Here is a 22,162-nt window from a genome sequence, read left to right as displayed (position 1 = left end):
GCGTGATGCCACGGGCCCCTTGTGCGGTTCGGATTTACCAGTTGAGGTTCACGTTCGCGAAGGGCGTGCCGCTCTTGACGACCGCGGTGCCTCTGTACTGCGTCCAGCCAGCCTTCAGGTTCAGCAGGTTCTCCCCGCCCTTGCTGCCGGTACCGTCTTTCGAGTACGCGAAGGTCTGGCTGTCACTGGTGCGCTTCTCGGTGCTATCGAAGGTGTTGTTGCCGTTGCTGTCCACGTACGCGAACAGTTCGTAGCCGCCGTCCACCGGGTTGGCGGGCAGGCTGATTGAGTACACGCGCTTCTGCGGGTTGAAGGTGCCCAGGTTCCCCTGGTCCAGCGCGGGCGCCTGCCCACCGTTGAACGTGGTGCCACGCAAGGCCAGCCGGACGGTTCCGCTGGGCTGGGTGCCCAGGATGTTGCCGGACACGTCACCATTCGGAATCCCCAGGTAGTTGCAGGAGGCCATGGCCAGAGGCAGGAGCAGCAGGACAGCTTTCTTCATGCCGTCACCCTAGATGTGCTGCGTGAAGGCCCTATGAGGCCAGCCTGACGCGGCAGTCAGGAATCGTCACCGTCATCTGCGGGGGCCTCCGGGATGTCGACTGCGCCCTCCTCGATCACGGTCAGGGAGCGCAGCGTGGCCCCCTGATGCCAGCCGTACGCCGGGTGGCGCAGGCCCAGGGCCGCCGCGACCGCCTCGGCCGCGCTGCGGTCCGGTTCGCCGTCCAGGCAGAACAGCAGGACCTTACGCCCACCCGGCGCGATCCGCACGAACAGGTCCTCGCCGATCTCCAGCTGCTGCGTGCGCGCCAGCCGCTCGGCGCGGCCCTGCGCGTACCGCAGCGCCTCACGGATCGGCACCGTCACCGTCGGGTGGCTCATGCGCGCAGCCCCGACAGCAGCATCTGGGCAAACTGATCGGCCACGGCGCGCGGCGACATCGACCCGCCGGGGCGGTACCACGTGTACGCCCAGTTCACCGCCGACAGGATCAGGTACGCGGTCATCTTCACGTCCAGATCCGCGCGGAAGGTGCCCTCCTGCACGCCCTGCGTAACCAGCTCCCGGTAGAAGCCGTCAATCGTGTCGCGCCAGCTCGTCACGCGCCCGTACGCATCGGGCGACAGGTGCTTCCACTCGTGGAAGAACACGGTCGCGCTGTCCATGTTGTCCGCCACGACCCGGATGTGCCGGTACATCGCCTCGCGCAGCTTCTCGTCCGCGCGCATGGGTTCGCCCCGCAGCGTGAACAGCGCCTCGTCGAACTGCCGGGACGCCTGATTCACGATCTCGATGAGCAATTCCTCTTTGGACGCGATGTGCGCGTACAGGCTGCCGCCCTGCATGCCCAGCTCGCCCGCCAGGTCACGCATGCTCGTCGCGTGGTATCCACGCTCGGAAAAGAGGCGGCTGGCCGAGTCCAGAATCTGCTCGCGGCGGGGTTTGGCAGTGTCAGTCATGGTGGGGAACAGGGAGGGGCAGGGCCCGGGTGACCCAGTCCGCCCAGCGTAGCACGCCCCACCCAAACGCCCGTTAGGACACCGGGGGAACCCCCCTCAGCGCCGCTGGAACGCGATGTTCAGCGCCGGCGCTGCCCCCTGCACCCACTCCGCCTGGAACGCTCCCGCCAGCGCCCCCCGCAGCTTCGGATCACTGCTGAACACGTACAGCGTCCGGGAGCCCGCACTGCCCCGCAGATTCACGACCTGCGGCGTACCGGCCGCCCGCAGCTGCGCCAGCGTCTCCGGCCGCGCCCTGAGCAGCACCCGTTCCGTTCCGCAGTAACAGATCAGCAGGCCCTTCTCCACCGCGTACGTCGTGCACCCCTGGGACGTCCCCCCGGGGCAGGACACCACGAACGTCTGCCCCGCCGGCAGGCCCTGCGCGCCCACCACTCCGCCCGTCAGCAGGGCCGCGGCCGCCACCCCCACACCCATCCAGTTCATCGTCATGCCCGCAGCGTACCGGGCCCGGCGTTTCAGGGGCGTTGCGCCCGCCCCTGATCCAGCAGCGCCTGAAAGACCGCCGCGCCCGCCGCGTGCCCTTCGGCCTCCGCCGCCTCCAGCCCGCCCGTGGCGAAGTCCCGCAGGCCCGCCGCGTCCCCACGCTCCTGCGCCCACTCGGCCAGCGCCTGCCACACGTGATGCTGCATGCGGTACTGCCCTGACCTCCGCGCGGGCTCCAGCGCCTCCTCCAGCGCCGACCGCTGCCCCGCCGGATCACCCAGCAGGCGCCGCAGTTCCGCCAGGGTCGTCAGGGCCACCACCTCACCCTCGTGCCGGCCCAGGCTGCGGAACAGCGCCTGCGCGGCCAGCGCGTCCGCCAGCCCGTCCACCGGGCGCGCCTGCTCGTACGCCACGCCCGCCAGCGTGGTGTGCAGGTTCGCGCGCAGCAGGTCGTCCCCCGGGGCGCTCAGCGTGGCGCGCAGCAGCGCCTCCGCCTCGGCCGCGCGGCCCAGGCGCAGCAGCGCCAGCGCCCGGTCATGCATCAGCAGCCCCCACTCCGGCGCGGCCACCGTGTCCAGCCACGCCTCACTGACCTCCAGCGCCCCCTGCGGCTCGCCCCGGCGCAGCAGCAGGTGCGTGCGCTCCAGCGCCAGCCGCAACCCCTCGGCCCGGTCGTCCGGAGCGGACGCCTGCGCCGCGTCCAGCGCCGCCGCCCAGGCATCCAGGTCCCCCAGCGCCTGGAACGCCCGGCCCCGCTCACGGTGCAGCGCCGCGCGCGCCGGTCCCCCCGGCGTGCACTGGAGGGCCCGGTCCAGCGCGAACAGCGTCTCGCGGTGCGCCCAGAGCGCCCGCGCGTCCGAGGCCGCCTCGCGCCACAGCTGCGCCGCCACCGCCGCATCGCCCGCCGCCTCCCAGTGCGCCGCCCGCTCGCGCGCCGCCACACCCAGACCGTCCAGATGCCGCGCCAGCCGCGCGTGCCCCGCTGCGCGCTCCGGTTCAGGCCAGCCCAGCCGCAGCGCCTCACGCAGCAGGTCATGCTCCAGCCGGAACGACCCGTCCGGCTGAGCCTCGATCCAGCGGTGCGCCGCCGCGTCCGCCAGCGCTCCCGCCAGCGTCTGCGCGTCCAGACCACTGGCGGCCGCCGCGTCCTCCGGGCGGAACGACCCCCCCCGCAGCGCCGCCCCCCTCAGCGCCGCCAGCACCCCCGGACCCCGCGCCGCCACCCGCTCCTCCAGCGCCGCGCGCAGCGTACCCGGCACCAGCGACCGCACCTCGGGCAGGTCCACGTGCAGCTGCCACGCGCCCTGCGCGTCCACGCCCAGCACCCCGCGCGCCAGCAGCCCCTGCACCAGCGCCAGCAGCGCGTACGGATTCCCGCCACTCAGGGCGTGCAGCGTCTGCGCGAACCCCGTCGCGCGCGCCGAGCCCGACAGCAGCCGGATCAGTTTCAGCACCGCCAACTCCGACAGGGGTGGCACCTCCAGCCGCAGCAGCCGCCCCGCGCCGTCCAGTTCCTGCGCCCAGGCGTGCAGCGGCCCGTCCCCCACCAGCCCCTCGGGCCGCGCCGCGCCCAGCACCCGCGCGCCCACCTGCCCCTGCGCGCGCGCCAGCACCCGCACCGTGGACGGATCCAGCCAGTGCGCGTCCTCCACGACCCACACGTCCCCCGGCGCGCCCCCACCCGCCAGGGCCAGCAGCGCCTGCGTGAAGGCCTCCAGCACCCGCGTCTCGCTCAGCGCGCTGCCCGGCAGTAGCGGCGGCGGGCACAGCTGCGGCGCGACCATACCCAGGTCATCCCGCACCCGCCGTGGCAGCGCCCCCAGCACCTCCGGGCGGGCGTCCAGCGCCCGCAGCAGCGCCCCGAACGGCCCCTGCGCTGCGCCCCGCGACCCCCGCAGCAGCGCCCCGGGCGGCCGCGCCCCCTGCTGGAGCGGCCCGCGCGTCAGGGCGTCCAGCAGACGCGACTTGCCCACCCCGCCCTCACCGACCAGCAGCAGCGCCGCGCCGTCCGGCGCGCGCGCCGCCCAGTCCAGCACCTGCTGCCACAGGCCCTCACGGCCCACCAGGGGCGGCTCCAGCACACTGAACGCCCCGGCCGCCGGGACCGAGGCAGACGCGGCCTCCAGCGCGTGCTCCAGCGCCGGCGCCCACCCCAGCTCCCGCTCGAATCGCTCCCGGAATGCCGCCTGCACCGCCGCCGCCTCCGCCCGGCGGCCCAGACCCCACAGGCGGCGCGTCAGCGCGTCACACGCCGCCTCAGACAGCGGCTGCCGCTCCAGCAGCGCCCGCTGCGCCTCCAGCGCCCCCTCCGGCCGCCCCTGCCCGTCCAGACCCACGACCGCCGCCTCCAGCAGGCCCACCTGCCACGCCCGCACCTGCCCCCGCCAGCCCTCCACCCACTCAAGCAGCTGCGGCACGTCCGGCACGCTCAGGCCGTCCAGCAGCGCGCCCGACGTCCACGCCCGGCCCGCCACCCAGTCCCCGGCCGCCGCGGCCTCACGCAGCTGCGCCGCGTCGCAGGTCGCGTCCAGCCACACGTCCTCACCGTCCAGCTGTAGCGCCCCACCCAGCGGCCCCCGCGCCCGGTGCAACTCCAGCCGCAGCCGCGCCCGCGCCTCCTCGGGCTCCAGATCCGGGAACAGCCGCGCACTCAGCCGCGCGCGCGACTGCCGGCCCTCCAGCGCCAGCGCCGCCAGCAGCAGCAGCCGCCGCGGCCGCACCGCCACCCGCGCGCCCAGCACCGTCAGTGCCGGGTCGCCCAGCAGGTGCAGCGTCACCGACACGCGCCGTTCCAGGGACAGATCACCCGGTCAGTATAGAAAGCCCGGGCCCGCCCCACCCGCCGAAACGTCACTGCAACGCCCCGCGCGTCACCCTGAGCGCGGAGGCCCCCCATGACCGACCGCCACTACGCCCTGCGCGTCCAGCACACCCCCCACTGGCAGGCCCACCTGACGCCCCTCGACCCGCCGCGGCCGGACGCGCCCACCCCGCCCCGCACCTTCCACTCCCCGCTGGAACTGCTCGAATGGCTCGAAGCGCAGACGCCCCCACGCCCTGACTCGCTCCCCTGAGGTGGCACAGGCGGGCGGCAGGTCCCAGCGCCCACCGGCCCGGAGCGGCCCGATTCCGGATCACTGGACGGGCGTTCACGCGCGGGTGGTAGAACGGGCGGTATGACCACCGAGCCTCTTGCCGCCGCGCCCGCCGGGGTGCGCGCCGCCGTACGCGACGTCCCCGCGTACCCGTTCACGCCGCTGGACGTGCCCATCAAACTCGACCAGAACGAGAACCCCTACGACTTCCCCGAAGCCCTGAAAACCGAGGCGCTGCGCCGCATGGCCGCGCGCCCCTGGAACCGGTACCCGGACCTGCACGCCGACGAACTGCGCCGCCGCATCGCCGCGTTTGAGAACTGGGACGAGCGCGGCGTGGTCGTCACGCCCGGCAGCAACGTCCTGATCAAACTCCTGACCGAACTGGCCGGCATCTCACAGACCGTCCTGACCGTCAGCCCCACCTTCAGCGTGTACACCCTGGAAGCCCAGTTGCTCGGCGCGAACCTCGTGCAGGTGCCCCTGAACCCCGACTTCAGCCTGCCCACCGAGGCGCTGAAAGCCGAACTGAAACGCCACCAGCCCGGCGTGCTGTACATCACCCAGCCGCACGCCCCCACCGGGCACGTCGACGCGGACGCCGCCATCCGCGACCTCGTGGACGCCGCCGCAGACTGGGTCGTCGTGCTCGACGAGGCGTACCACCAGTACAGCCACACCGACCACAAGGACCTCGTGCGCGCGGGCAGCAACCGCCTGAGCCTGCGCACCTTCAGCAAAGCCTGGGGCCTCGCCGGCCTGCGCCTCGGGTACGCGCTGGCCACCCCCGAACTCGCCGGGCAACTCCAGAAACTCGTGCCCGCATTCAACGTCAGCACCCTCGCGCAGGCCGCGCTGGAAGTCGCCCTGGAACAGCCCCAGTACGTGCACGACCGCGTGCAGGAAGGCGTGCAGGAACGCCAGCGGGTCCTGAGCGCCCTGCAAGGCCACCCCACCTGCCAGGCGCTCCCCAGCCAGGCGAACTTCTTCCTGCTGCGCACCCCCGACGCAGGCGCCGCGTACACCCACCTCCTGAACCACGGCATCGTCGTGCGCCGCCAGGACAGCCTGCCCGGCCTGACCGGCTGCCTGCGCGTCGCCATCGGCACCCCCGCCGAGAACGACGCCCTGATTGCCGCACTGGCCGACCTGAAATGAGGACCAGCGGGCCACTCCGGCTGATTGGTCAGGAGCTGGCCCGCTTCACGCTCCCCCAGGACCACGCGCCCCGCAGTCCCATCACGACCGACTGCACGGCCTGCGGGGCCTGCTGCGCTGCGCCCGACATCCACGCCCTGAACAAGCCCCTCGGCGTGCCCTGCACGCACCTGGGACCCGACCAGGGCTGCGGGCACCTGTGCGCCACCTACGCCACGCGCCCCAGCGTGTGCCGCAACTACCAGCCCGACTGGGTGTGCGGCGAGGTCGCGCCCCTGCCCACCCTGAACGCCCGCACCCGCCGCTTCCTGGAAATCTACGGCCTACAGGCGGACTGAAGGTCAGCGGCCACGTTCCGCCCGTTCGGGGGCGGTGGTGGTGTACATGCTGCGGCCCAGATAGATGGCGGGCGGCGCCGTGAGGAGGCCCGCGGCGTCGTAGGCGTCCGGGTCGAAGTGCACGCCCACGACCTCGCCGACGAACAGGTCGTGGTCGCCGGTGGGCGTGACGGCGCTGACGCGGCAGGTGTAGTGCAGGTACGCGCCGCGCAGCGCCAGCGGCTGCCCCGGCAGGGTGTCCAGATGCAGCAGGGCGTGCTTGTCCACGCCGCCGTGCAGGCTGTGCAGGCCCGCGCCCTGCACGGCGTCCGCCTGTGCCAGCGGCAGGAAGTTCACGCCGAAGGTGCCGCTCTGGCCGATCAGGGCGTGCGTGGCCCGTTCCGGCCCGACGGCGACGCCGTACAGGGGCGGCGTGGCGCTCAGGGCGGTGTGCCACCCGGCGGCCATGACGTTGCGCTGCCCGGCGTGAGCGGCGGTGATCAGGGCGACGGTACCGGGGTAGTACCCGAAGAATCGGTCGGTGGTGGCGCGCAGCATGTCCGCCCATTGTGCCGCGCGGAGCAGGCGGTAGGCTGGGCGGATGCTGCCCCGCGTCCTGACTGACCTGCTGGATTTTCACGCGCCGCTGTCGGCAGTGCAGCGCGAGCAGGGGGGCGTGGTGACGCTGCTCACGCCGGGCGTGAACGTGCTGGCGCTGAACGCGACGTTCCTCCCGGCGGACATCAGCGGGGTGGACGTGGCGGCGGTGCTGGACTGGCACGAGGGGCAGGGCGCGCCGCCGCTCGTGGCGACCGCCGGGCCGCTGCTGACCCTGCCGGGGCGGGAGGTGGCGCGCGTGCATGTGACCCACGGAGCGTCCGCACGGGGTGCGGTGGGGGAGGGGGTGGCCGTCGAGCAGGTGTCGCGCCTGCACCTGGGGCCGTGGGCGGAAGCGCTGGCGCGTGTGCACGGCACGCCGGGCTGGGGGCCCGGGCTGGCGCGGCAGCTCGCGGCGCGGCTGGATGGCCGCCGGGATTTCGTGCCGCTCAGCGCGTACCGGGTCGGCGAGGTGGTGGGGGCACTGCTGTGGCAGGCGCGACCTGCGGGCGGGGCGGCGCACCTGTGGGGGGCGGCTGATCCGGCGGTTGAGGGGGCCCTGAGGCGAGCGGCCTCAGAGTTGGGGGGTGAGATGAACTGGTCCGCCACGGCAGATGAGAGTGATGACCCTGATATGGGTGAAATGGTTCACTACTCCCTGCTTCACCTGTGAAGTTCTCCGCGTTGACGCGGTCCCGCATGTCAATCGTGTGAGCCGCGGGCCGCGTGGCTTAGCGTTGGTTCCGTCCGGATTGGCGTCTGGGACGACCTGCGGTCCGGCATGAGAAATGAGCATGTTCACCTCATCTTCATCTGACCTTGAAGGCGCTTTAATGACTGCATGTTCCCTGCGCTTCTGCGTGGCGGCGCCGCTGCGCTGCTTACCGTCACCCTCGCCGCCTGTAGCAGCACCCCCGCTTCAGCCCCCGTCCCTACAGAACCGCCCGTGCACCTGGCAGCGCAGGCCGTGGCCACACCCATCTCGCTCATCGCTGGGCAGACCCTGCAACTGAACGTCACCGTGAACGGTCAACCCGCCCAGCCCGGCCAGCTCAAGTGGACGACCAGCAACGCCGCCGTGGCCACCGTCATGCAGACCGGACTCGTCAGCGCCGTTGCCGCAGGGAGCGTCACTGTGCGCGCCACGCTCGCCACGAATCCCGGCGCGTACCTCGACTTCCCCATCACGGTTGCGGCAGTCAGTGCGCCTGCCCCCACACCCAGCACCTTCGCGCAGCAGGTGCTGGACCTCACGAACGCCGCGCGCGCCGTGGCCCGCACCTGTGGAACGACCAGCTACCCCGCCGCGCCCGCCCTCACCTGGAACGCGCCGCTCGCGCAGGCCGCGCAGGGCCACGCGACCGACATGGCCACCCAGAACTACTTCAGCCACACCAGCAAGGACGGCCGGACCTTCTCGCAGCGCATCACGAACGCCGGGTACACCCCCTACCGCACCATCGGCGAGAACATCGCCGCCGGGCAGACCACCCCCCAGGCCGTCGTGGACGGCTGGCTGAAGAGCGAGGGGCACTGCCGGAACATCATGAACCCCAGCTTCAAGGAACTCGGCGTCGGGTACGCCTACGCGGGCACCAGCACCTACAAGCACTACTGGGTGCAGGACTTCGGCGCCCGCTGACGATCAGAACGGGGGAGGGGGAGGCTGCGACCGGCCTCCCCCTCAATCCTTGCCGTTCACCCGAACAGCGCCCGGAACTCGCCGTACCCCTGCGCGTCCAGTTCCGACACCGGCACGAACCGCAGCGCCGCCGAGTTGATGCAGTACCGCAGCCCCCCATGCTCACGCGGGCCGTCCGGGAACACGTGCCCCAGGTGCGAATCCGCCCCCGCCGACCGGACCTCGGTGCGCGCGTACCCGATCTTGTAATCCGTGTTCTCCGTCAGGGCCACGCTGGGAATGGGCCGCGTGAAGCTGGGCCACCCGCAGCCCGCGTCATACTTGTCCAGGCTGGAGAACAGCGGCTCGCCACTCACGATGTCCACGTAAATGCCTTCTTCCGTGTGATCCCAGTATTCCCCAGTGAAGGCCCGCTCGGTGCCCTCGTGCTGGGTCACGCTGTACTGCGCGGGCGTCAGCCGCTCCCGCAGCTCCGCATCCGACGGTTTCACGAACGGCTTGTCAGTCATGAGGGCAGTCTAGGCGGGCGGGCCGGGTGCGACGGTAACCGAACGTAGGAAGTGGTGACTGGAGGGGACGCTGGCCCCACGCCACTCACCACCGTCTGCACTCCACTTACAGCGGAATGTTGCCGTGCTTCTTGTAGGGCCGCGCTTCTTCCTTGTCGCGCAGCATCTCGAAGGTCTGGATGAGGACGCGGCGGGTGTCCTCCATGGGGATCACGTCGTCGATGTAGCCCTTGCTGGCGGCGACGTAGGGGTTGTCGAAGGCGTCCTTGTACTCGGCGATCTTCTGCGCGCGGGTGGCGTCTGGGTTGTCGCTGTTCTGGATGTCGCGGCGGTACACGATGTTCGCGGCGCCCTCGGCGCCCATGACGGCGACGGCGGCGGTCGGCCAGGCGTACACGACGTCGGCGCCCATGTCGCGGCTGTTCATGGCGAGGTACGCCCCGCCGTAGCTCTTGCGGGTGATCAGCGTCACCTTGGGGACGGTCGCCTCGGCGTAGGCGTAGAGCATCTTCGCGCCGTGCCGGATGATCCCGGCGTGTTCCTGCGCGACGCCCGGCAGGAAGCCGGTGACGTCCACCAGCGTCAGGATGGGGATGTTGTAGCAGTCGCAGGTGCGGATGAACCGCGCGGCCTTGTCCGACGCGTCGATGTTCAGCGTGCCCGCCATCACGCGCGGGTTGTTCGCCACGATGCCGACCGACTCGCCGTTCAGCCGCGCGAAGCCCACGACGATGTTCTTCGCCCAGTTCGGCTGGATCTCCAGGAAGGTGCCGTCGTCCACGAGTTCGTGGATCACGTCGTGCATCGCGTACGGCTTGCGCTGGTCGGGCACGACGATGTCCAGCAGCCGCTCGTTCGTGCGGGTGGCGGGGTCCTGGGTGGGGTGCGCGGGGGCCTTCTCGTGCGCGTTCTGCGGCAGGTACCCCAGCAGGTCACGGATGCCCGCCAGCACGGCCTCGTCCCCGTCGTACGCGAGGTGGGCCACGCCGCTCCTGCGGGTGTGGACGTCCGCGCCGCCCAGCTGGTCGAAGGTGACGTCCTCGCGGGTCACGGACTTGATGACCTCGGGCCCCGTGATGAACATGTAGCTGCTGCCCTCGCTCATGAGGATGAAGTCCGTCAGTGCCGGGGAGTACACCGCGCCGCCCGCGCAGGGTCCGAGGATCGCGCTGATCTGCGGCACCGCGCCCGAGTAGATCGCGTTCCGGTAGAAGATCTCGCCGTAGCCGCTTAAAGAATCCACGCCTTCCTGGATGCGCGCCCCGGCGCTGTCGTTCAGGCCGATCACGGGGCACCCCGTTTTGGCGGCCATGTCCATGATCTTCGTGATCTTCGCGGCGTTCATCTTGCCCAGAGAGCCGCCCAGCACCGTGAAGTCCTGGCTGAACACGAACACCTGCCGCCCGTCGATGGTGCCGCGCCCGGTGACGACGCCCTCGCCGGGGGCGTCCACGCCCTGCATCAGGCGACCGCCGCGGTGCTCGACGAACGTGCCCATCTCCAGGAAGCTGCCGGAGTCCAGCAGCGCCTCGATGCGCTCGCGGGCCGTGAGCTTCCCCCCGGCCTTCTGTTTCTTCAGGCGGTCGGGGCCGCCGCCCTGCTCGACCCGCGTGCGGCGCTGCTCCATTGCCGCGATCAGTTCCTGTAACTCCACGCCCGCTTTCGTCATGCGCGCATGCTACCCAAACGGGCGTTAGGTGCGCGCGTGACCGGCACGGGAACATGCCCGCTGCACCATCGGCGCGGACCTGTCTTGTTTCATCTGGTCCTCTGACAGCCTCTTACAACTCCTGCCGGGCCTCTTTCAGCAGCTCGGACAGGCGTGACAGGCAGCGGCTGTATTTCTTCGCGTACGCGCCGTGCCGGTACGTGTCGCTGAACAGGCTGCTGAGGTTCGTGCCGGTGAACGCGGCGCGCAAGCCCAGGTCGTACAGCTTGTCAATGAAGTGCACGAAGCGCAGCGCGACGTTCTGGTCCGGCATGGGTGTCAGGTCCGTCACGGCGACGGCACCCACGCCCTCCAGCAGGCGGCTGAAGCGGCTGGGGTGCACCTGGAGCAGGTGGCGGCTCAGGTCGCGGTGGCTCAGGCGGGCCAGGGTCGCGTGGTTCTGGCGCGACTCCCACGCCGTGAACTCGGCCGGGGTCAGGACGTCCTCGGGGCGCACGCCGCGCTGGCGGTAGTCCGGGCCGTCAATGCGGTGCGTCTCGAAACGGCTGGCGATCGCCTGGATCTGCCGCTGGAAGTCACTGGCATTGAAGCGGCCCTGGCCGAGCGCGCCGGGTTCGGTGTTGCTCGTGGCGATCACGCTGGTCCCGCCGGGCATCAGCTGGCCCAGGAACGTGTTCGCCATGTGCGTGTTGCCCGGGTCGTCCAGTTCGAACTCGTCGATCAGCAGCAGGTCGTGCCCGCGGAAGGCGTCCACGGCGCGGGTCATGCCCAGCGCCCCGATGATGTACATCAGGTCCTGGAAACTCATCAGGGCCGCGCGGCCCGGCGCCTCGTGCCACGCGCTGGCCAACAGGTGCGTCTTGCCCACCCCGAACCCTCCGTCCAAGTACAGGCCGTGGCCCTCGGGCTTGGCGCGGCGGAACAGCCGGAAGCCCCCGGGCCGCACCTGCGCGCCCTTCAGGAACGCCTGCATCGCCACGCGCGCCTCCTCCTGACTGGGGTACTGCGCGTTCGGGTGGTACGTGGCGAAGCGCACCCCCTGGTAGCGGGGCGTGGGCGCCAGTTCCGCCGTCAGGGCGTCCGGGTCGAGACTGGGGTTGCGGGCGGTCAGGTCGATCATCGGTGGACGTCGAGTTCGACCTTGTAGTTGCCGCGCCGCGTCTCGTTCACCACGCGTTTGAAGTCAATGCGGCCCAGGCCGTCGGCGGCGAGGCTGTCGCCCTCGCGGATCTCGCTGCTGGCGCGGGCGGGCTGGCCGTTCAGGCGGACCTTGCCGCCGTCGATGCCCTGTTGGAAGTACGCGCGGCTCACGCCGAAGCCCTTGGCGCCCACCACGTCCACGCGCATGCTGGGCACCACGACCTCGCGGACCTTGCTGCTCTTGCCGGCGCTCTCGCCGACCGTCTCGACGTCCAGGTCGCGGCCGCCCAGGCTGGTCAGGTCCGCAATGGCCTGCGCGGCCTTGCCGGTCGCGGCGATCAGGAAGCCGCCGCGGTCCTCGCGCAGGTCGCCCAGCTGCGCCTCATCAAGGCCCAGCCGCCTGAGCTGCACCGCGAAGTCCTGCGCGTCCCACACCGGGCCGCCCTCGTGGGGCGTGACGCGGTACACGGTCACGCCGCTGTCCACTTCGGGAATGTGCTGCGGGTGCAGGGTCAGCACCACGCGCCGGGCGTCGGGGAAGCCTCCGGCGATCTTGTGGCGCACCTCGGGGTCGTTCAGCTGGCGCCGGTCAATGTCGTCGCCATCCTGGAAGGGCGTGCGGATCACGCGGCCGCCGCGGGCCTGGGCGATCAGGGTTGAGAGCTTGGTCATGCCTCCCAGGATAAATCCCGGCCGGGGGGACGCGGCAAAAAGACCCGCGCGGCGACCGGAGATGGTGAATGATGACGGTAAGAGTCCGGATGTCAGGATGCCGGGAGTATGTGCCGGCCCCTTCCCCCCGCCCCCTCCCCGCTGGTTCGAGGTACCTCATTGTGACCCCCGCCACCTTCAACGCTGTGCAGTCGGCCCTGAGCGACCTGATGCGCGTCCACACGCCCCGCGCGACCCTGCTCGCCACCCTGGGGGACGAGGTCCTCAGCGTCCGTGCCGACGCCCCGGCCCAGCCCGCCGGGATGGACCTCGTGCCGCCCGACGAGTGGTTCGAGCGCGGCGAGATGACCTGGCTGACCCGCGAGGGCACCCTGCTGGGCCTGCTGTGGCAGGAAGACGGCCCGGTGTCCGACGTAGCCGTGCAGGTCCTGACCCTGCTCCTCGCGGCCGCCCGGTCCGACGGCATGCAGCGCGAGACCGAGGTGCTGATCACCCAGCTGCCCATCGCCACCGCGTGGCTGACCGGCGACCTGCACTTCCGCCGGGTCAGTCGACCCTTCCTGGAACTCTTCAACGTGGCCGAGTCGGACGTGACGGGCCACACCGCCCAGAGCGTGTTCCAGGACCGCCCGGCGCTCGTGCAGGCGCTCACGCAGGCGGGTGCGGGCCGCTCGATGCGACTGGTGGACGAGCAGATCATCCAGGACGGTCAGACCCTGTGGGTGCGCGGTGAGGCGCGGCCCTACTTCGGCGCGGCGAGCGCGGGCGTCATGCTGACCCTTCAGGACGTCACCGGCGAGTACGACCGCGCCGCGCACGTCAGCGCGCTGCTGGACACCGACGCGCCCGCCGCGCTGCTGGGCGGCTCCGGCGCGGTCCTGCAGGCCAGCCGGGGCCTCCAGGCGCTCCTCCCGACCGGCGCCCCGGTCGCCACGGGGGCGCCCCTGTGGTCCTGGGCGTGCTTCGCGGACGTGCCCTCCGACGCCGTGCGGGACCTCGTGCAGCTCGCCGCGACCGGCGGAGCTGCCCGCGCCGACGTGGAACTCGCCGGGGGCGGCACCCTGAACCTGCGCGTGCGCCGCACCTCCGAACCCGGCCTGCTCGTCGCCGAGGGCGAGGCCAGCACCCGCGACGGCCGCGCCCCGCTGGGCGTCATGAACCAGGTGCTGTCCCTCTCCGAGGACGCCACCATCCTGGTCGACCACGCCGGGCGCGCGCAACTCGTGAGTGAACGCGCCGCGACCCTGCTCGGCGTGGACGCCGCCCGCCTGGTGGGCCTGGCCGTCACGCGCGTCCTGAATGAACTGGGCGTCAAGCTGTTCACCACCGAGGGCGAACCCATCAGCCTGCCCGACTGGAAGGACATCAGCCTGCCCATGCGCCGCGAGGTCCTGCTGGCCCTCCCGGACGGCACGGTCCGGCAGATGGAACTGCGCGCCACCGGCGTGGGCGGCGAGGCGGGCGGCGCGCGCGGCAGCGTCCTGCTGACCCTGCGTGACCTGACCGCGCTGCGCCGCGCGCAGGCCAAGATCCGCCACGACGCCCGCCACGACGCCCTGACCGGCCTGATGAACCGCACCGGCATGCGCGAGGCCCTGAGCCGCGCCGGGGGGAGCGGCGCGGCCGTCTGCCTGGACCTGGACGGCTTCAGCGAACTGAACGCCGCGCTGGGCCGCACCGCCTGCGACCGCCTGCTGATCCAGGTGGCCGCCCGCCTGAACGACCTGAGCAGCGAGGCGGGCGGCCTGTCCGCGCGGCTGGCCGACGACTCCTTCGTGGTGTTCCTGCCCGACCAGGGCGCGGCGGCCGCCCTGAACCGCACAGAAGCGATCCTGGACAGCCCGCTGCGCATCGGTCAGCGGGACGTGCAGCTGACGGCCGCGCTGGGCGTCGCCGAGCGCCCGGCGGACGCGACCGGGGACGACGTGCTCGCCAACGCCGAGGTCGCCATGCAGCACGCCAAGCGGCAGGGCCGCGCGCAGCGCAGCGTGTTCCAGCCGGCCCTGCGCGAGGAAGTGGCCCGCGCGTTCGAACTGGAAGAGGCGCTGCGCAGCGCCCTGGACCGCGACCAGTTCACGCTGCTGTACCAGCCCGCCGTGTCCCTCAAGCATGGGCGCGCCACCACCGCCGAGGCGCTGCTGCGCTGGAACCACCCCACCCTGGGGCTGCTCAGCCCGCCTCACTTCCTGGACCTGGCCAGCCGCAGCGAACTCATCACGCACGTCAGCGAGTGGGTGGTGCAGGAGGCCGTGCTGGGCCGCCAGGCGGTGCGCTCGGCGCTGCCGGACCGCTACGCGCACTGGTCGGTGGGCGTGAACCTGAGCCTGGAGGAACTGCGCCGCTCGGCGGGCCTGCGCCGCCTGCTGCCGCTGCTGTCCGCCGAGGGAGCGCCCGACATCGAGGTGAGTGCTGGCAGCCTGCTGGACCACAGTCAGGAGACGCTGGGGCTGCTGGAACAGCTGCGCTCGCTGGGCGCGCGCCTGAGCGTGGACGACTTCGGGGACGGCGCCAGCAGCCTCGCCGCCCTGACCCGCTTCCCGCTGAGCGCCGTGAAACTGCACCCCACCCTGACCGCCCGCCTGCCCGGCGACGAGAAGTCCCTGACGCTGGTGCAGGGCACCATCGACCTGGCGCACAACCTGGGCCTGAAGGTCGTGGCAGTGGGCGTGGAAACGGCCGATCAGCTGGGCATCCTGCGGGAATTGGGCTGCGACGCCGCGCAGGGCTACGCGATCACGCCGCCCCTGTCCGGCGAGGACCTGATCGACTGGCTGCGCGACCACTGACCGGAGGCGTCGCCGGTGGGACGTGAGTGGGGAAGGCCGCTGGCCAGTCCCTGCTGACGTCCCGACCGCCGTGTCCCGGGCCAGAGCTCTGTGTTCAGACCGCCACAGTCGCGCGGGTGGGGAGGATACCGGTATGTCGATGTGAAGCTTCGCTCAAGGTGAGGGGTGGCAATGGCAGGCTGGGTGACATCTCCCCCTTGGCTGGGTCGTTTAACGTGAATGCGTTTTTCATAGTTCACCCCCGGAGGATCACGCATGCCCCAGAACGACCCGCCCGCCCCCCGTCCCGCCCGCCGTGACACGCTGCGCTTCCTGACCGCCACCGGCGCCGCCCTGGCCGCCGCACCCCTGGCCGGCGCCCAGACCGCCCCCGCCACACCGGCCACCCCCGCCGCCGCCTCCGGCGCCATGGCCATGAACGGGAACGGATTCTACCGCCAGAAGATCGGGGACATGACCCTGACCACCGTCAGCGACGGCACCGCTCCGCTGGCCGCACTGCTGCCCACCTGGGGCGCCAACCCCGACCGGCAGGCCGAGTTCGCCGCGACCCTCGCCGAGTACAGCGTGCCCGCCACGAACACCGTGAACCACTTCAACCCTGTTGTTCTAGAGATCGGCGGCAAACGCATCCTGATCGACACCGGCCGCGGCGGCACCGCCGGACAGCTGCTCGCGAACCTGCGCCGCGCCGGGATCGAACCCGACACGATCAGCGTCGTGTTCATCACGCACGGGCACGGCGACCACATCGGTGGCCTGACCACCAACGGCAAGCCCACCTTCGCCAACGCGCAGCACATGATCAACGAGGCCGAATTCAACTTCTGGGTCACGCAGGCCACCCCCAACGACGCCGTCAAGACCAACCTGATCGGCCTGAAGGACAAGTTCAAACTCCTCAAGAGCGGCGAGGAAATCGTCCCCGGCGTCCTGACCGTCGCCACGCCCGGCCACACCGCCAACCACCACAGCGTTCTCGCGCAGAGCGGCGGCCAGAGCGCTCTGATCCTCGGGGACGCCGGCGGGCACTTCCTGATTTCCCTGAAGCACGAGGGCGCGTACGTGGGCTTCGACACCGACGGCGCGCAGGCCGCCCGCACCCGCCAGGAGATCTTCGCGCGCATCACCGACGGCAAACTCTGGGTGACCGGGTACCACTTCCCGTTCCCGGCCATCGGTCACCTGCGCCGCCTTGCGCCCGGCTCGTACGAGTACGAACCCACCGTCTGGAACTGGAGCTGAGCCCCACCGTCTGAATGCATTCCGCAGTCACCCCCGGCGCTACACTCCGGGGGTGATCGTCAAGTACGGCGGGAATGCCATGAAGAGCCTGGACCTGCGGCGCGCGGTGGCCGCCGAGATCGCCGCGCTGCGCGCCGAGCAGACGGTCGTGGTCGTGCACGGCGGCGGGCCCGTCATCGAGCGGGAACTCGCCGCGCGCGGCATTCCCAGCGAGTTCCGCGCCGGGCTGCGCGTCACCACGCCCGAAGCGATGGACGTCGTGGAGATGGCGCTGTGTCAGCTGAACAAGCAGCTCAGCCAGGACGTCGGCCACGCGGTCGGCCTGATGGGCCGCGACTCGGACCTGCTGCGCGCCGAGGTGTTCGACCCCAGCCTGGGCCGCGTGGGCCGCGTGACCGGCGTGAACGCGGACGTGCTGCGCGCCCTGATCGGCACGGGCCTCACGCCGGTCGTGGGCTGCGTGGCTGTCGGCCCGGATGGGGACGCCCTGAACGTGAACGCCGACACCGCCGCCGGGGCGGTCGCGGGCGCCCTGAACGAGGGCATCGTATTCCTGACCGACGTGGACGGCGTGTACCGCAACTACCCCGACCCGGAAAGCCGCGCCGTGCACCTCACCCGCGCCGAGGTCGAGGGGGGCGTCGCGGACGGCTGGATCGCGGGCGGCATGATCCCCAAGGTCCGCGCCGCACTGGACGCCCTGGACCGGGGCGCGCCCTTCGCGGTGATCGCCAGCGGCATGCACGCCGGGGCCCTGTCCGCCGCTGCGCGCGGCGAGGCCGGCACGCGCATCACGCCCTGACCACAGCAGGCAGAGGGATGAAGGTTGCCCGTCCATCCCTCTGCACGAGAGAAGTGAGCGGCTGTTCATGACAGCGCTTGGCGGCGGAGACCTGGGGCGTGCTGCTGGCTCCGGGATACAGGGTGACCCGCGTCAGCGCACGCGGCTGAAGATCAGCGTGTCGCGCAGCGCCGAGCCGTCCGCGGTCACGTCGTCGTTCACCAGCCGGGCGTCCAGCGTGTAGCCCAGCGCCGGGGGAATGCGGGCGCTGCGTCCGTTGGCGGGATCACAGCGGATCTCCAGGCGCCGCAGGCCCAGGCCGCCCGCCGCGCGGTCCGTCAGGGCCAGGTCGGTCAGGGCCTGCACGACCTCGCGCGCGTAGCCCTGCCCGGCGTGTGCCGTGGCGATCCAGTACCCGATCTCGCCCTTCGGGACGCGCCAGTCCAGTGCGTGGTACCCGCTGCTGCCGACCAGCTCGGTCCCGGCCGCGTTCCACACGTGGTAGCGCAGGTTCTCCCGCGAATCGAAGCGTTCGGCGGCGCCCGTCAGGTTCTCGCGGGAGGCCTCCAGGGTCATGGGCGCCTGCGCCCACGTCATCCACTCGCGCAGCTGCGGCAGCGAGGCGTTCACGGCGGCCACCAGCGCCTCCGCGTCCGCCGGTTCGGGGCGGCGCAGGCGCAACCGGGGCGTGACGATCTCGGCGGGCACGGTCAGGTCGGTGGGCAGCGCAGGCATGCCCGGCAGTCTAGGCGCGCCGCGCTCCACGCGCCTGTACTTCACGTGCCTGTGCACAATGGCGTGCCGGTCACCGTTGCCCTGGCCCCACCCGGTACGGCATACTGCCCGGGCCGCGGGCGCGGCGTCCCACGAGAGACGCCCCCGACGACAACCGAACACCCGGAGCCGGGCCGCGTCCTGCGCGTCCCCTCCCACCCCGGCAGGCCCCGCGCCCGCCGCCGGTTGTCACGGCACCCCACGAGGTGCGACATGACTCCACAATCCCTGACCCGCGCGCAGCAGTACCGGCGCGAATGGCTGGCTCAACCCCGCGCGGACATCCTGGCCGGTCTGGTCGTCGCGCTGGCCCTGATTCCCGAGGCGATCGCGTTCTCAATCATTGCGGGCGTGGACCCGCAGGTGGGCCTGTACGCGTCGTTCATCATCGCGATCGTCACGGCGTTCATCGGCGGACGGCCCGGCATGATCAGCGCCGCGACCGGCGCGATGGCGCTGCTCATGACCGGCCTCGTGAAAGACCACGGACTGGCGTACCTGTTCGCCGCGAGCGTCCTGACGGGCGCCCTGCAGGTCGCGTTCGGCTGGGCGGGCCTGGCCCGTTATCTGAAGTTCGTGCCGCGCAGCGTCATGACCGGCTTCGTGAACGCCCTGGCCATCCTGATCTTCCTGGCGCAGCTGCCGCAGCTGATCGGCGCGAACGTGCAGACGTACGCGATGCTCGCGGCCGGGCTGGCCATCATCTACCTGCTGCCCCGCGTGTTCCGCGCGGTGCCCAGCGCCCTGGTCGCCATCGTGACCCTGACCGCCGTGTCGGTCCTGACCGGCGCGGACGTCCGCACCGTGGGGGACATGGGAACCCTGCCGGGCACGCTGCCGCCCCTGGCGCTGCCGCAGGTGCCGCTGACCCTGGAGACGCTGGGCATCATCCTGCCCGTCTCGCTGACGCTGGCGCTCGTGGGTCTGCTGGAGAGCCTGCTGACCGCGCAGCTCATCGACGAACGCACCGACACCACCAGCGACAAGAACACCGAGGCCCGCGCGCAGGGCGCGGCGAACATCATCACCGGGTTCTTCGGCGGAATGGCCGGATGCGCCATGATTGGCCAGAGCATGATCAACGTCACCAACGGCGGCCGCGGGCGACTGTCCACCTTTACGGCAGGCCTGGGCCTGCTGATCCTGATTCTGGCACTGCAACCCCTGCTCGTGCAGATTCCCATGGCGGCCCTCGTGGCGGTCATGATCGTCGTGTCGGTCAGCACCTTCGACTGGCGCAGCCTGCGTGACCTGCGCGTCACGCCCCGGGGCGAGGTGCTCGTCATGCTGAGCACCGTGGCTGTCACGGTTTTCACGCACGACCTCAGCCGGGGCGTGCTGGTGGGCGTGATCCTCAGCGCGCTGCTGTTCGCCCGGCAGGTCTCGAACGCGTCCCGCGTGACCGTCAGCGACACCGGCGGTCTGCGCACGTATCACGTGCAGGGGCAGCTGTTCTTCGTGAGCACGCACGACTTCCTGCGGCAGTTCGACTTCACGCACGGGGGCCCCGTCGTGATCGACCTGAGCGGCGCGCACCTCTGGGACGGGTCCGCCGTGGCCGCGCTGGACAAGGTCCTGACCCGGTTTACCCGCCAGGGCCAGCCCCCCACCCTGCTGGGCCTGAACGAGGCGTCCGCGACCCTCTTCCGCCGCCTGAGCAGCCCCGGTGGCGCCTCCGCCGGGCACTGACCGGACCGGCCACGCCAGCACACCGGCCGGTCAGTGCCTATGACCGGCCGGTGCTCGATCCACTTGGAGGTTATTTCGTCCAGCGGTGCTCGTAGCAGTACGCCCAGTCCTCGCCGGGCTCGGCGCTGCGGATGACCGGGTGCCCCTGACCCTGCGCGTGGCGGGTCGCGTGGCGGTTCTTGCTTGAATCGCAGCAGCCGACGTGCCCGCAGGTCATGCACACCCGCAGGTGCACCCAGGTGTCCCCGGCGGCCACGCACTCCAGGCACACGTCCGCCTCGGGCGTGACCGGCCCGGCGTTGTGCGCGGCGTGCTCGCACTGGGCGCGCTGCGTGGCGCTCAGGGTCACGGGCGGGTGCTCGGCGAGGTGGCGGGACAGTTCCGCCCGCGTGACCTCCGGTGGGGTCAGCAGGTCGAGGATGCCCGCCGCGACCTCCTTGTGGGCGCTCAGGACGTGCTGGGCGCCCAGCGCCTGCAACCCCGCGAACCCCTCGGCTGAGCTGGCGCGCGTGATGACCTGCACCTGCGGCGCGACTGTGCGCAGGACACTCAGGGTCCGTTCGGTCATCTCGGTGTCGTCGTCCGCGATGACGACCGCGCGGGCCGAGTCGATGCTCAGGTCGCGCAGTAGCCCCGCGCGGGTGTAGTCCGCGATCAGGACCGGCGCGCCGCGCCCCTGAAGTTCACTGGCGCCGTCCGGGCTGCGCGTGACCACCGAGTACGGCTGTCCCGCGCGGCTCAGGGCCCGCGCAGCCAGCCGGGCGTGCGCGCCGTAGCCCAGGAACACCACGCGGTCTCGGACGGGCAGCCCATGCGAGCCGCCATCCGCGTCCGGATCGGCGCCGGGCGTACGCGCCGGGGCGGGGGAGGGCAGGCGCGTCAGCAGCGGCCCCGCCAGCGCCGCCAGGGCGGGCGTGAACGCCATGAGCAGCACCGTCGCCGCGATGAACACCCCAGTACCGCGCTCGCCCAGGCCTGCGAAACTCAGGCCCAGCGCCGCGCCCGTCGTGGCCAGCACGAACGAGAACTCCCCGACCTGCCCGGTCAGCAGCGCCACCGGCAGGGCCGTGCGCCAGTCCTCGCCCAGCAGGCGCACGCTGACGGACGTCACCACCACCTTCAGCAGCGCGATCAGCGCGGCGGCGCCCAGCACCAGCCCCAGGTTGCCCGCCACGAACCCCAGGTCCAGCTGCAGGCCCACCGACAGGAAGAACGCCGCGCTGAACAGAATCTGCAGCGGCAGGATCTCACCCATGGCCTGCGCGCCGTAGCGGCTCTCGCTAACCAGCAGGCCCGCCAGGAACGCGCCCAGCGCCAGGCTCACGCCGGCCAGCGCGGTCAGGCTGGCCGTCCCGAAGCACAGCGCCACGACCGCCAGCAGGAAGATTTCCGTGCTGCACGTCCGCGCCACGACCTCCATCAGGGGCGGCACCACCCGCCGCGCCGCGACCAGCACCAGCACGATGATCCCCGCTGCCTTCGCCAGCGCCAGCAGCACCCCGCCCGCCCCGCCGCCCTGCCCGGCCAGCATGGGAATCAGGAGGACCATCAGCACCACCGCCAGATCCTGAAAGATCAGGATGCCCAGGCTGACCTGCCCGGTGCGGGCGTTCGTCTCGCCCCGCTCGCCCAGCAGTTTCATCACGATCGCGGTGCTCGACAGCGCCACAAGGCACCCGGTGAACACCGCGTCCGCGGCGCCCACGCCCACTGCCAGCAGCGCGCCCGCCGCCGCCAGCAGGGTCAGGCCCACCTGCAACCCGCCCCCCAGGAAGATCAGCCGCGCGATCCGCGACAGGCGCTCCAGGCTGAACTCAATCCCGATGGTGAACAGCAGCAGCATCACGCCCACCTCGGACGCCGCCGAGATCAGCTCCGGGTCGCGGATGAGGCCCAGCGCGCCGGGGCCCACCAGCACCCCGGCAATCAGGAACCCGATGATCGGCAGCAGCCGCAGCCGGAACGACCCGTAAGCAGCCAGCGCGGACACGGCCAGCAGCAGCGTCAGCTGCACCAGAAACTCCGGTGGGCCCGCGTGCGCCGCCGTCCCCTCGGCCGCGCCCTGACCCAGCGCCGCGCCCAGCAGCGCCGCCCCCCACATCCAAGCCCGCCATGTCCCGCGTCCGAGCGTCATACCTCAGC

21 protein-coding genes are annotated in these 22,162 nt (G+C 71.8%); 9 read left to right on the top strand and 12 right to left on the bottom strand.

What is annotated here, in order from left to right:
• Nucleotides 1-34 precede the first annotated feature (34 nt).
• The 5 genes from IEY63_RS16460 to IEY63_RS22500 form a co-directional block, all read right to left on the bottom strand.
• Nucleotides 35-502, bottom strand: a complete 468-nt coding sequence (locus IEY63_RS16460) for a hypothetical protein (protein ID WP_189070085.1) — start codon at nucleotides 500-502, stop codon at nucleotides 35-37.
• A 56-nt stretch (nucleotides 503-558) separates the two neighbouring features.
• Complete coding sequence (locus IEY63_RS16455; protein ID WP_189070084.1) at nucleotides 559-882, bottom strand: hypothetical protein; 324 nt, start codon at nucleotides 880-882, stop codon at nucleotides 559-561.
• Nucleotides 879-1,460, bottom strand: coding sequence for a TetR/AcrR family transcriptional regulator (locus IEY63_RS16450; protein ID WP_189070083.1), 582 nt, complete (start codon nucleotides 1,458-1,460; stop codon nucleotides 879-881). Before IEY63_RS16450 ends, IEY63_RS16455 begins: the two co-directional genes overlap by 4 nt.
• Nucleotides 1,461-1,556: 96 nt before the next feature.
• A complete protein-coding gene (locus tag IEY63_RS16445) occupies nucleotides 1,557-1,952 on the bottom strand; it encodes a hypothetical protein (protein ID WP_189070082.1) in 396 nt (131 codons plus the stop codon).
• 26 nt (nucleotides 1,953-1,978) lie between these two features.
• Nucleotides 1,979-4,729, bottom strand: coding sequence for an ATP-binding protein (locus IEY63_RS22500; RefSeq protein ID WP_189070081.1), 2,751 nt, complete (start codon nucleotides 4,727-4,729; stop codon nucleotides 1,979-1,981).
• Nucleotides 4,730-4,840: 111 nt separating this feature from the next.
• Here IEY63_RS22500 and IEY63_RS16435 point away from each other — a divergent pair, with 111 nt between their 5' ends.
• The 3 genes from IEY63_RS16435 (at nucleotide 4,841) to IEY63_RS16425 (ending at nucleotide 6,537) form a co-directional block, all read left to right on the top strand.
• Entirely contained in the window at nucleotides 4,841-5,020 is a 180-nt protein-coding gene (locus IEY63_RS16435; RefSeq protein ID WP_189070080.1) for a hypothetical protein, read from the top strand.
• A gap of 102 nt (nucleotides 5,021-5,122) precedes the next feature.
• The gene (gene hisC, locus IEY63_RS16430) at nucleotides 5,123-6,199 is read left to right on the top strand and encodes a histidinol-phosphate transaminase (RefSeq protein WP_189070079.1); all 1,077 of its coding nucleotides are present in this window, start codon (nucleotides 5,123-5,125) and stop codon (nucleotides 6,197-6,199) included.
• Nucleotides 6,196-6,537, top strand: coding sequence for a YkgJ family cysteine cluster protein (locus IEY63_RS16425; protein WP_189070078.1), 342 nt, complete (start codon nucleotides 6,196-6,198; stop codon nucleotides 6,535-6,537). The genes hisC and IEY63_RS16425 overlap by 4 nt, the downstream gene beginning before the upstream one ends.
• Before the next feature lie 3 nt (nucleotides 6,538-6,540).
• On the opposite strand, the gene IEY63_RS16420 is transcribed toward IEY63_RS16425, so the two are convergent.
• Nucleotides 6,541-7,074 (bottom strand): flavin reductase family protein, encoded by a 534-nt coding sequence (locus tag IEY63_RS16420; protein ID WP_189070077.1) that lies wholly within the window; start codon nucleotides 7,072-7,074, stop codon nucleotides 6,541-6,543.
• A gap of 43 nt (nucleotides 7,075-7,117) precedes the next feature.
• Here IEY63_RS16420 and IEY63_RS16415 point away from each other — a divergent pair, with 43 nt between their 5' ends.
• Together IEY63_RS16415 and IEY63_RS16410 are read left to right on the top strand one after the other, a co-directional pair.
• Nucleotides 7,118-7,786: a hypothetical protein gene (locus IEY63_RS16415; RefSeq protein ID WP_189070076.1), complete on the top strand. Its 669-nt coding sequence runs from the start codon at nucleotides 7,118-7,120 to the stop codon at nucleotides 7,784-7,786.
• A 168-nt stretch (nucleotides 7,787-7,954) separates the two neighbouring features.
• Nucleotides 7,955-8,755 carry a CAP domain-containing protein gene (locus IEY63_RS16410; RefSeq protein WP_229784764.1) on the top strand — a complete coding sequence of 267 codons (801 nt, stop codon included), beginning with the start codon at nucleotides 7,955-7,957 and terminating at the stop codon, nucleotides 8,753-8,755.
• A gap of 56 nt (nucleotides 8,756-8,811) precedes the next feature.
• Here IEY63_RS16410 and msrB read toward each other — a convergent pair whose 3' ends face one another.
• The 4 genes from msrB to IEY63_RS16390 all read right to left on the bottom strand — a co-directional run bounded on the left by msrB (nucleotide 8,812) and on the right by IEY63_RS16390 (nucleotide 12,745).
• Nucleotides 8,812-9,264 (bottom strand): peptide-methionine (R)-S-oxide reductase MsrB, encoded by a 453-nt coding sequence (gene msrB / locus IEY63_RS16405; RefSeq protein WP_189070075.1) that lies wholly within the window; start codon nucleotides 9,262-9,264, stop codon nucleotides 8,812-8,814.
• A 106-nt stretch (nucleotides 9,265-9,370) separates the two neighbouring features.
• Entirely contained in the window at nucleotides 9,371-10,933 is a 1,563-nt protein-coding gene (locus IEY63_RS16400; RefSeq protein WP_189070074.1) for an acyl-CoA carboxylase subunit beta, read from the bottom strand.
• A 112-nt stretch (nucleotides 10,934-11,045) separates the two neighbouring features.
• Complete coding sequence (gene zapE / locus IEY63_RS16395; RefSeq protein ID WP_189070073.1) at nucleotides 11,046-12,053, bottom strand: cell division protein ZapE; 1,008 nt, start codon at nucleotides 12,051-12,053, stop codon at nucleotides 11,046-11,048.
• Complete coding sequence (locus tag IEY63_RS16390) at nucleotides 12,050-12,745, bottom strand: S4 domain-containing protein (RefSeq protein WP_189070072.1); 696 nt, start codon at nucleotides 12,743-12,745, stop codon at nucleotides 12,050-12,052. Before IEY63_RS16390 ends, zapE begins: the two co-directional genes overlap by 4 nt.
• A 161-nt stretch (nucleotides 12,746-12,906) precedes the next feature.
• Here IEY63_RS16390 and IEY63_RS16385 point away from each other — a divergent pair, with 161 nt between their 5' ends.
• From IEY63_RS16385 to argB, 3 genes are all read left to right on the top strand, one after another.
• The gene (locus IEY63_RS16385; RefSeq protein WP_229784763.1) at nucleotides 12,907-15,531 is read left to right on the top strand and encodes a sensor domain-containing protein; all 2,625 of its coding nucleotides are present in this window, start codon (nucleotides 12,907-12,909) and stop codon (nucleotides 15,529-15,531) included.
• 255 nt (nucleotides 15,532-15,786) lie between these two features.
• Nucleotides 15,787-16,776 carry an MBL fold metallo-hydrolase gene (locus tag IEY63_RS16380; protein ID WP_189070071.1) on the top strand — a complete coding sequence of 330 codons (990 nt, stop codon included), beginning with the start codon at nucleotides 15,787-15,789 and terminating at the stop codon, nucleotides 16,774-16,776.
• A 52-nt stretch (nucleotides 16,777-16,828) separates the two neighbouring features.
• Nucleotides 16,829-17,578 (top strand): acetylglutamate kinase, encoded by a 750-nt coding sequence (argB, locus tag IEY63_RS16375; RefSeq protein WP_189070070.1) that lies wholly within the window; start codon nucleotides 16,829-16,831, stop codon nucleotides 17,576-17,578.
• Nucleotides 17,579-17,710: 132 nt separating this feature from the next.
• Here argB and IEY63_RS16370 read toward each other — a convergent pair whose 3' ends face one another.
• Nucleotides 17,711-18,292 (bottom strand): GNAT family N-acetyltransferase, encoded by a 582-nt coding sequence (locus IEY63_RS16370; protein ID WP_189070069.1) that lies wholly within the window; start codon nucleotides 18,290-18,292, stop codon nucleotides 17,711-17,713.
• A gap of 252 nt (nucleotides 18,293-18,544) precedes the next feature.
• On the opposite strand from IEY63_RS16370, the gene IEY63_RS16365 reads away from it, so the two are divergent.
• Complete coding sequence (locus IEY63_RS16365) at nucleotides 18,545-20,020, top strand: SulP family inorganic anion transporter (RefSeq protein ID WP_189070068.1); 1,476 nt, start codon at nucleotides 18,545-18,547, stop codon at nucleotides 20,018-20,020.
• Between the two features lie 70 nt (nucleotides 20,021-20,090).
• Here IEY63_RS16365 and IEY63_RS16360 read toward each other — a convergent pair whose 3' ends face one another.
• A complete protein-coding gene (locus tag IEY63_RS16360; RefSeq protein WP_229784762.1) occupies nucleotides 20,091-22,154 on the bottom strand; it encodes a cation:proton antiporter in 2,064 nt (687 codons plus the stop codon).
• Nucleotides 22,155-22,162: the final 8 nt, after the last annotated feature.

Source organism: Deinococcus radiotolerans (assembly GCF_014647435.1).
GTDB classification, from domain to species: domain Bacteria; phylum Deinococcota; class Deinococci; order Deinococcales; family Deinococcaceae; genus Deinococcus; species Deinococcus radiotolerans.
This window is presented reverse-complemented; position numbering and strand designations above follow the sequence as displayed.